Origin of the sequence: Sediminimonas qiaohouensis DSM 21189, from assembly GCF_000423645.1 — a bacterium.
Classification (GTDB): domain Bacteria; phylum Pseudomonadota; class Alphaproteobacteria; order Rhodobacterales; family Rhodobacteraceae; genus Sediminimonas; species Sediminimonas qiaohouensis.
Window position 1 is genome coordinate 1 of sequence record NZ_AUIJ01000048.1, and the last position, 6,190, is coordinate 6,190.

Annotated in this window: 6 protein-coding genes and 2 pseudogenes; 6 read left to right on the forward strand and 2 right to left on the reverse strand. The window is 62.4% G+C overall.

Translation table 11 applies throughout. The features are described 5' to 3' along the window. Positions 1–228: pseudogene (locus tag G568_RS19395) on the reverse strand (IS256 family transposase); the annotation flags it as partial. Positions 229–756: 528 nt separating this feature from the next. Here G568_RS19395 and G568_RS20090 point away from each other — a divergent pair. After that, complete coding sequence (locus G568_RS20090) at positions 757–924, forward strand: LysR family transcriptional regulator (protein WP_084627464.1); 168 nt, start codon at positions 757–759, stop codon at positions 922–924. A 41-nt stretch (positions 925–965) separates the two neighbouring features. On the opposite strand, the gene G568_RS19400 is transcribed toward G568_RS20090, so the two are convergent. After that, a complete protein-coding gene (locus G568_RS19400) occupies positions 966–1,592 on the reverse strand; it encodes an MFS transporter (protein ID WP_211222281.1) in 627 nt (208 codons plus the stop codon). 1,024 nt (positions 1,593–2,616) lie between these two features. On the opposite strand from G568_RS19400, the gene G568_RS19405 reads away from it, so the two are divergent. The 5 genes and pseudogenes from G568_RS19405 to G568_RS0117320 all read left to right on the forward strand — a co-directional run. Then, positions 2,617–3,441, forward strand: a complete 825-nt coding sequence (locus G568_RS19405; RefSeq protein WP_084627466.1) for a class I SAM-dependent methyltransferase — start codon at positions 2,617–2,619, stop codon at positions 3,439–3,441. 29 nt (positions 3,442–3,470) lie between these two features. Continuing rightward, positions 3,471–3,896: a transporter substrate-binding domain-containing protein gene (locus tag G568_RS20900; protein ID WP_026759142.1), complete on the forward strand. Its 426-nt coding sequence runs from the start codon at positions 3,471–3,473 to the stop codon at positions 3,894–3,896. A gap of 45 nt (positions 3,897–3,941) precedes the next feature. Next, positions 3,942–5,033 (forward strand): hypothetical protein, encoded by a 1,092-nt coding sequence (locus G568_RS0117310; RefSeq protein WP_157084464.1) that lies wholly within the window; start codon positions 3,942–3,944, stop codon positions 5,031–5,033. Next, entirely contained in the window at positions 5,030–5,680 is a 651-nt protein-coding gene (locus G568_RS19810) for an ABC transporter permease (protein ID WP_051203151.1), read from the forward strand. The genes G568_RS0117310 and G568_RS19810 overlap by 4 nt, the downstream gene beginning before the upstream one ends. Positions 5,681–5,937: 257 nt before the next feature. Further along, positions 5,938–6,190: pseudogene (locus G568_RS0117320) on the forward strand (IS256 family transposase); the annotation flags it as partial.

Consider the following 6,190-nt stretch of genomic DNA (forward strand, 5'->3'; position numbering starts at 1 on the left):
CGGGCCGATCCCGGTCATCACCTCGCGCTCCGGCAGATAGCCATGGCGCACGAGGCGGGACCGGCCATCTTCGGTCTTGTCATCGGCATGGGAGGCAAGCAGAGCGGCAAGCTCCGCTTCCACGGCCTGCTCGATCAGGCGACGCGCGCCGGAGCGCAGGATATCCGTCAGCGGATCGGGCGAAAATCCCGATGGATCAGGCAATGGCGTGATGGTAGACTTCGTCATGTGGCATATCCCTTTCTCTCCAGAGAATTGACGGCGCGTGAACACCGCCATGATATGCCGCCCCTCAGGGGCCATCACCAACTTTCAGCTATATCTCGACCTGGACCCGCGTATTGTTCTAGTTTTTAAAGGGACCGGCTATGCAACTGCCGTCTGCCACGAATGACGGGCTTACACTCGGGTTGATCCAGTTCAGGGCCCGCGCGGACTCCGCGGTCGCGCCCTCGGTCAAGACAGTCAGCGCCAGAGGGAGCGGCACTGCTGACAGGGCGCGCGTTGCGCGTGCACAAAACTTCACCGCCCTGGAAAACGGCATTGCGCCGCCCAGTTTCACGTACTTCAAATTTTTCCTATCTATACTTGCCTATGCTCTCGCTGCGCCGGTCCTACACCGACCCGCTCATATCCAGGCATCGGTAGGGCGCGTGTGATTGCGCTCGAACCTTCACAAATTCATCAAAACAACGAATACCCAAATGATTGGAATGCGCTACGTTCGGTTTGGGAATAATAACAAGGGGCGGACATATGTCGGGGCTAAGAAATCTGGACCTCAACTTGCTGATCGTTTTCGAGACGGTTTATTCGTCCGGCAACATTTCCCAGACCTCCAGACGGCTGGGGACGAGCCAGCCGACTATTTCGAACGCATTGCGAAGTGTAGATATGCCGTTACTCGCGGGACATTTCCATTAATCTCCCAGGTTTGGGAAAAAGGAGATGTTCATGACTAAGGATCAACGCGAGGTGTCCGCGCCGAGCCGGTCGGCGATCGCCCCGCCGGCCCATGTGCCAAGCCCGCCGAGAATACCGACGATGAGCGCCAGGTAGATGCCTGTTTGCGCCTGGCTCAGGTCGTGCGCGCGGATGATGAAGGTGGCATTCCAGGTGAGCGCGCCGAAGGTGACAATGCCGGTGACGGCCAATCCGCACATGGCGTGAAACAGGCCTGCATCGTTCCGGATGGTCCGCCACGTCAGGAGGAAAAGCGATCCCTGCCTCGCCGGCGTTCCCGCATCTGCACGGTGCGGCTCCGCCACCGTGAACCGCAACAGGAGCGCCAGCAGCACCCCCGGCAGGCCAACGATGACGAAAGTCCACCGCCAGCCAAGCGCCTGACCCGCAATGGCGCCGACGAGAAAGGCAAACAGCACGCCGATATTGGCGCCGGCCGCGGATAATATGTTGCGGCGGTTCCTGTGCGCGGCGAGCCGAGCAACCGGAAAACCGATCAGCACATAAACAAGGACGAACATCGCACCGGACAGCAGGCCAGGCTGTGTGTCCGTCAACGCGAATTCCGTGCCGATTTGATCAAGCGTGATGGCCAGGATATTCCGGTCGAGCTGATTGATCGCAAACACCGCGGTTAGCACGCCAAGTGCATAGGTGTTGGATTTCCCGGACATCGTCCTCCAGCCCGCTTAGTGGCCCGAAGGACCCTCCCGATCACGGCCCATCATGAGCATTTGAAGGGGAAAGGCAAGGAATGGTCGGCATTCCCGCTTGGGGCGAGAGCATGGCGCTGAAGCGTGTGTCTATGCCTGCTTTCCAAAATATGTTTCTTTATCAGTGTGTTAAGCAAGTATCGCTAAAGTCAGTAAGCTGTTTCCCGTCGCTGGCGAGCCGCTGCTCGACTCTCACCCATTCAAGTATGGCGCATATCGCGGCAGCCAGCATCGGCGGACCGATATGGCCACTTGGAAAAACGGTCATGTATTTTGGGAAGGTGGTAGCCCGTAGGGGGTTCCCAGAAACTCAAGATACTCCAATAAAACAAGGGTCTATGTAGACCACGGATACCCAAAATGGGCCCTGCATACATCAATGAGTTAGGATGGATGTGGACCACGGTGCCAAGGCTCTCGCCAAGCGTCAATCTTTCACAGGCCGGTGCTTTGGTGAGGACGACAAGGATCAAACGGGCAATCCACCATGCCCAGATATTGCTTCGTTGACAGGCGAGGCAATCAAGGGCTACTTGGGCGTCGGATCTCAGTGCCATCTTACGTTGAAGATGACGCTTTGCTCGGAGCATTCAGTTCACGATGAGATTGGGTAGCCAACACCCCCTTAGGGTAATCCGTGAAGAGACAACCAGGCTTTGCTCTCGCCGCCGCTGAATCGCCCGAGAAACGGCTCTTTCCCCGCCCATAAACGCCCCAATATCGCCTTGTTGGCGATCAACAAAGCGATGCAGCCAAGGCAATTGTCGCCAAATGGGGCCAAGTATAGGGACGGAGGTCAGTTTGCTTCGGAATTGGGGAAAAAGGCCGGTCTTTCCGACACCACCCTGAGAGCGTCCCGTAGCCGAAGGGCTGCCGCCCAATGGTCGGGGAATAGATCGCCCTCGACTGGTTCCGCCGGTATAACGAAAGGCTTCGCGCAATGACTGCCCACTGGACCCCCGGCACTTCCTTCATTCGCGGCAATGCAGACCGCATGGCAGAGCAGTACGAGACCTATTACGGGGCAGGTCACTACGACCGCCGTTATCCCCGGCCCAACGCACGCGTCATGGCCCGTCTCAAAGCACTCCTTTCCACGGGCGGCCGCGTCCTCGATTACGGCTGCGGGAACGGACGCTATCTCATTCCCCTAGCCCGGCACTTGGGTGCAGAAGGACAGGCGATCGGGTTCGATATCTCCCGCGCGGCGCTTGCTGCCGCCGCGGCAAGGCGCGCCGAGGCAGGCTCGGCCGCACAGATCACGCTCATTGGCCCGGAGGTCCAGCAGGTCGAGGCCCTCTTGGCGGCGACCGGTCCCGTCGACCTCGCGACCTGCCTCTTCGGCGTGCTGAGCCATATCGATGACGCGGAGATGCGCCGCCAGGTGTTGCGCCTTCTCGGGCGCTCGGTTCATCCGGAAAACGGCCGCGTGATCGTGTCGGTGCCAAACCGGGTCCGCCGGTTCCGGAAGGAGCAGGCCGCCCAAAAGGCCGGCGCGATGGGCGAGATCACCTATTCGCGCGCGCTAGGCGGAAACCGTGTCGAGCTCTTCTACAAGCTGTTCGACACCCGGACCTTCCGGGACGAGCTCGAAGGGGCCGGCCTGGTTGTCGAGACGATAATCCCAGACAGCGTTCTGCCAGAGGCCGCCGTCACCCATCATGCCATCGCGCGCGGGATCGATCACGCGCTTCTGCCGATCACGCCGGCCTCGATGGGATACGGGTTGCTGGCTGTCGCTCGACCCGGCGGGTCTGGATCGTGACCCGACTCGCCCCACGCCTCCCCCTGCCGGTGCAGCTCGGCCTGCTTCTCGCCGTGCTGCTCATCGCGGTGTCGCCACGGCACGCGATGGCCGATATGCTCGATGACATCCGTGCGCGCGGCGTGCTCGTCGTCGGCGTGAAATCCGACTACGGCGCATGGGGCCACTACGACTCGGGCGGAGAGATCGTCGGCATCGAGCCCGACCTCGCGGCCCGCATCGCGGACGCACTCGACGTCGACCTGAGTCTGAAATCCGTGACCGCCGCCAATCGCCTGGCACGGCTCGAGCAGGGCAATGTCGACCTGCTGATCGCGACCCTCGGCGACACCGTCGAGCGGCGCCAGGTCGCACGCATTCTGCGACCTCACTATTACGCAAGCGGCGTGCGCCTCCTTGCCCCCGAAACCACGCCCTTCACGACTTGGCGGCATCTGCGGGGTCGCCCCGTCTGACTCGTACGGGGGGCCTACTACAATCGTCATATGCAGGAAAACCTGATGGTCGAGCCGATGGTCTTCCCGACGCTCGCAGATGCCAAGGCCGCGCTGCGCGACGGTCGCTGCGTCGGGCTGGCCTACGACGACACGATCCTTTCGGGGGTGGCGCAGCTTCCGGAATGGAGCGGCTATGACGTCAGGCTCGAACCAGTCGAGACCACGCCCTGGGGAATGGCACTTCGCCGGGAGGAAGGCACCGCTCGCCTCGCAACGATAATCGAGGACATGATCGCGGACTGGCATCGGCACGGCACGCTGCTCGAGATCGAGGCACGCTGGCTGCCCCGCCCATCTCCCTTTCTTCTCGAAAGCGCCAAGACATGGGCCCCCTCCGCAAACGGGGAAGATCGCTGCACGCGCGGCGAGGACGGCGCCTTTCCGGCAGCCTGCCTCGAGAGCCGCATCGCGCGAACCGCGGCTCCCGCCCCGGCGCCCGCCTGGACGGCGGGTCTGGCCGGAGCGACCGGCTTCGACCTAGCGCCGTTCTTCGATCAGTTCAACAGAACCCGGTTGCTCTCGGGCCTGGGCAACACCGTCCTGATGTCCATCGCCGCCGTTGCGGGCGGGCTCGCGACAGGCGCGTTGGCCGCCCTCGCCATGCGTCGGACGCAATCCGGCCCGCGGCTCCTCCGACCGCTCGGCTGGATTGTCCGCGGGATCGTCGCCACGGCGCAGATGACCCCGCCGATCCTGCAGATCTACATCCTGTACTTCGGGCTGACCGGCTGGATTCAGGCGCAGACAGGGATGCGCCCCGGCGCATTCGCCGTCGGCGCCCTCGTCCTGTCCGGATATGCGGGCGCCACGATCGCCGTTCTTCTCGGAAACGCGTTTTGCACACGGCCGCAGGCCAGCCTGGGCGAGGCATTCCGGCTGTCCTATGACGGGATCGAGGCCACCCTCGTCAACATCGTCAAGGCTGCCGGCATGGTCAGCGCGATCGCGTTCCTCGACATCATCACCGCCACCGCCGATCTCGTCGCCGAGGGCGCCGACAAGGTGACGATGATGAACCTCCTTCTCGTCTTCTACCTCGCTTTCGTGATGGCGGTAATGGCTGTCCTGAGTGTTGTACGGAGATGGATCACATGACCCTTCCGGATATCTTCGACATCCTTCTGGCCTGGACGCCCTACATGGCCGAAGGCTTCGCGACCAACCTCAGTATCTCCGCTCTCGCGATGGCGGTCGGTGGCATGCTCGGGCTCGTTCTCGGCGTGGTCCGGATCGGCATGGACGGCGCCGGCCGGGCGGCGGGTCGGTCCGCAACGGCCTTGTGCCGCAACGTGCCCTCCTTCGTGCTGATGTTCTACCTCGCCGCAATGTTGCCGCGGGAAATCGTACTTCTCTCTGGAGAGGCGGTTCCCCTGCCGACCTGGATCAAGGCGGCGGTCGCACTCGCCGTGCCGGTGACGGGCTTTCTGTCCGACCAGATCGCCGGCGCCCGTCGCGACGGGCGTCCGCTTTTCGGCGCTCCGGTGCGATTCGCTACGCTGCAGTATTTCATGATCATCGTCATGGCCTCTGCGACATCGTCGGTGATCGGCGCCGACGATCTCGTCGCCCGGGCCGCGCGCGTTGCTGCGATCACGGATGTCCCCGGTGTTCTGAGCTGGTGTTACGCCTATGCCGCGCTGTGGTTTCTGACCTTCGGGATCTTGTTCAAGGCCGCCGTTGCGCAACTCAGCCGGCACCTCGCGCAGCGCCGCACCGCCGCGCGCCCGGCAACAGAGCGGTGATGGCGGGCGGCCCGTCCCCATGAGCTCCTTCTTGCAGCAGCATCAAGGAGTTCTCACAGGTCCAGCGGGGCAGACGAGAGGTTGCAAATTTCTATTGGATTATAGTGCTGCTGGTAAATTTCGGAGGCTGGAAAAATTGTACCCATCTGGCGTAGGCTGCGAGATATAGCTGAAAGTTGGTGATGGCCCCTGAGGGGCGGCATATCATGGCGGTGTTCACGCGCCGTCAATTCTCCGAAGAGAAAGGGATATGCCACATGACGAAGTCTACCATCACGCCATTGCCTGATCCATCGGGATTTTCGCCCGATCCGCTGACGGATATCCTGCGCTCCGGCGCGCGTCGCCTGATCGAGCAGGCGGTGGAAGCGGAACTGGCCGCTCTGCTTGCCTCCCATGCCGATGACAAGACCGAAGATGGCCGGTCCCGCCTCGTGCGCCATGGCTATCTGCCGGAGCGCGAGGTCATGACCGGGATCGGCCCGGTGCCGGTGAAGGTGCCCAGGGTTC